The 2,513-nt window shown below is 49.7% G+C and carries 1 protein-coding gene and 1 pseudogene; one reads left to right on the top strand and one right to left on the bottom strand.

Features of this window, described 5'->3' with window-relative positions; genetic code table 11:
* A partial coding sequence (locus ACTIE6_RS22515; RefSeq protein ID WP_439558770.1) for a M43 family zinc metalloprotease occupies positions 1–1,955 on the bottom strand: 1,955 nt, incomplete at its 3' end.
* Positions 1,956–2,112: 157 nt separating this feature from the next.
* Between ACTIE6_RS22515 and ACTIE6_RS22510 the strand changes: the two are divergent.
* A pseudogene (locus ACTIE6_RS22510) lies at positions 2,113–2,513 on the top strand (DNA polymerase IV); the annotation flags it as partial.

The raw sequence follows: 2,513 nt of genomic DNA, 5'->3' as shown, positions 1-2,513 counted from the left end.
ACCGGATGAGGGTAAAACTGGACGGAGAAAATGCCTGTCGTAGGATTTGGCGAAACCAGAAATCCTGCCTCTTTCAGATTCGGGTTAATGGTCACAGTCCGCACATTGACATCGTCCAGGTAAATATCATTTTCATTCCCGTTGCTGTTCAGGAATGCAATCAGGATTTCGCCCTGACCGATAAATTCGCTGATATCAATTTCTTCCCGCCGCCATTCATTTGCTGCGGGCGTAAATGCAACGCGGGTGGCTGCATTTCTGGTTACCAGACTTGATCCCCACTTCCTGTAAACACTCCGGTAAGTCTGGCCGCAATCCGTGCTGACCAGCACCTGCAAGGTATCCCATACATTGCTTTGTACAGACGGGTTCGTGTAAGTTGCCGCAGCCAGCTGAAAAGAAACGAATGCAGAGTCGGTACCTGCGATGTTTACTGTCGGCAGGCGGAGGTAGTCGCGTTGCCCGATCGCATCATTGTTAAAATTGGAAATACGAACAGATGCGCTGCCCGTTTTTGCAGCCGCATTGGTTTTCTCCCAGGTAGATCCATTGTCCGCATTCACAATATCCCAGCCCCGCGGCGGGAACAGACTTTCGAAACTTTCGCTGATCGGTGGCGTGAAAGGTTCGTAGTAAATGAAGTCAAGCGACAATGCATCGTTGGATGTATCTTCATCCGTTGCTCCGTTGGGATTCGATGTCGAGATGGTAAGCACGTGATTACCTTCACCGGTTGTGAGTGCTGAAAGCGTGACTGTCGCTTCCTCGTAGGTATCAAGTGAACCTGTCCACCGGTAGGTCTGCGGGGTTCCATTGTCAATTACTGCAGTGATAGTTAATGATGTAAGTGTTTCGCTGCCCCTGTTTTCAATAACTATGCGGGGAGTAAATGTGTTGGTACAAATGCGTTGATCAGGCTGTGTGATCGACTGAATCGATGCGTCTTTAGCTTTCAGATTAACCGGCGTACAACCATTTGATTCGGCCAGCAATGCACGGTAAGTTTCAAAGGCAGATTCCATTCTCACCACCTGCTGCCTGGTGAACATTAGCAAACACGCATCCGGCGTGTAATCCATGTAATTCTGGTACATAATGCCCGGCGCCGACGGTGTACATTGGTCGGTCACAATGCCCGTCCGGCAGGTATTGGTACTCCCCGACTGATTGGGCGTATCGGCTACCTCATCGCTTCCCGAGCAGGAATCGTTATCATCGCCCCAAATGTGGTACAGGTTGAAATAGTGGCCCAGCTCGTGCGTCAGTGTTTTTCCCTGATTATAGCCGGTGGTAACCCCGCCTGGCAAAGAGCCGTAATCTACCACCACGCCTTGTTCATCTTTAACTCCGTCGTCGGGAAAAGTAGCGTAGCCCAAAGTTGAATTGGACAGGTCACAAATCCATATATTAAGGTACTTGTCCGTGTCCCAGGCATCAGCCCCACCCGATTCCGCGTGTTTGACCAAATTGGTTGTATAGTCGAACGTGGAGCGGTTGGTTGTGTAACGGACAATCCCATTCGCAGGCAGATTGTCTGGAGTGCGCTGCGCCAGGCAGAATTTGATACCCGATTGGCCAAAAAGTGATCGGAAATGATCAGGAATGCGGCTGGCGCCTGCATTCAGGCCAGCATAATCTTTATTGATCGTGTCCAGTTGCGCCTGGATCTGCGCGTCGGTTACCTGCGACTGCCGGCTGAGCACAACGTGAAAAACGACGGGGATAGTCACTTCCGAGGTAGTCCGCATTGACTTCCCCGATTGAATGCGGGCATTTATGATTTGTTTCAAACGGGCTTCCCGCTGGTCAAACATTAGCTTCAATGCAGGCTGTGCGATAAAACGCTGGTTAAGCAACTCCATGGTCCCGCATCTTTCCTGAGCAGCGACAGGTACCATGATAATTGAAAAAAGCAGGCAAAAAAGGTACGTAATCCGGGGTATAGAATATTGCATTGAGTGTTAGAGGAACGTTGGCGGATGTTATGCCCGGCATTCAGGCACAAGGTCTTAATGGATTACGAAAAATATTTCGCGAACGATGCGAATTGTATAACATTTAATTTGTTTTTAACATTAAAAGTATTCCACTTTCCCAACACCAGCATTGAAGATGCCGGCAGCTCCAAGAAAAATCATTCACATTGACATGGACGCATTTTACGCCTCCGTAGAACAGCGGGATTTCCCTGAATACCGGGGAAAACCACTGGCTGTGGGTGGCTCTCCGACCGGCAGGGGTGTTGTGGCTACTGCGAGCTATGAAGCACGCAAGTTTGGCGTACGATCTGCCATGCCGTCGCGGCAGGCTATCCAGCTTTGTCCGCAGATCATTTTTGTTTCACCCAGGTTTGAAGTATATAAAGCTGCTTCCCGCAAGATACGCGAGATCTTCTCCCGCTATACCGATCTGATCGAACCGCTTTCGCTCGATGAAGCTTACCTGGATGTAACCGAGGACAAGCTGCAAATCGGCTCAGCAATGGAAATTGCGAAGCGGATCAAACAGGAAAT

The organism is Dyadobacter sp., from assembly GCF_051859145.1.
Taxonomy (GTDB): domain Bacteria; phylum Bacteroidota; class Bacteroidia; order Cytophagales; family Spirosomataceae; genus Dyadobacter.
The sequence above is the reverse complement of the archived record's forward strand: the minus strand, read 5'-3'. Positions and strand labels throughout refer to the sequence as shown.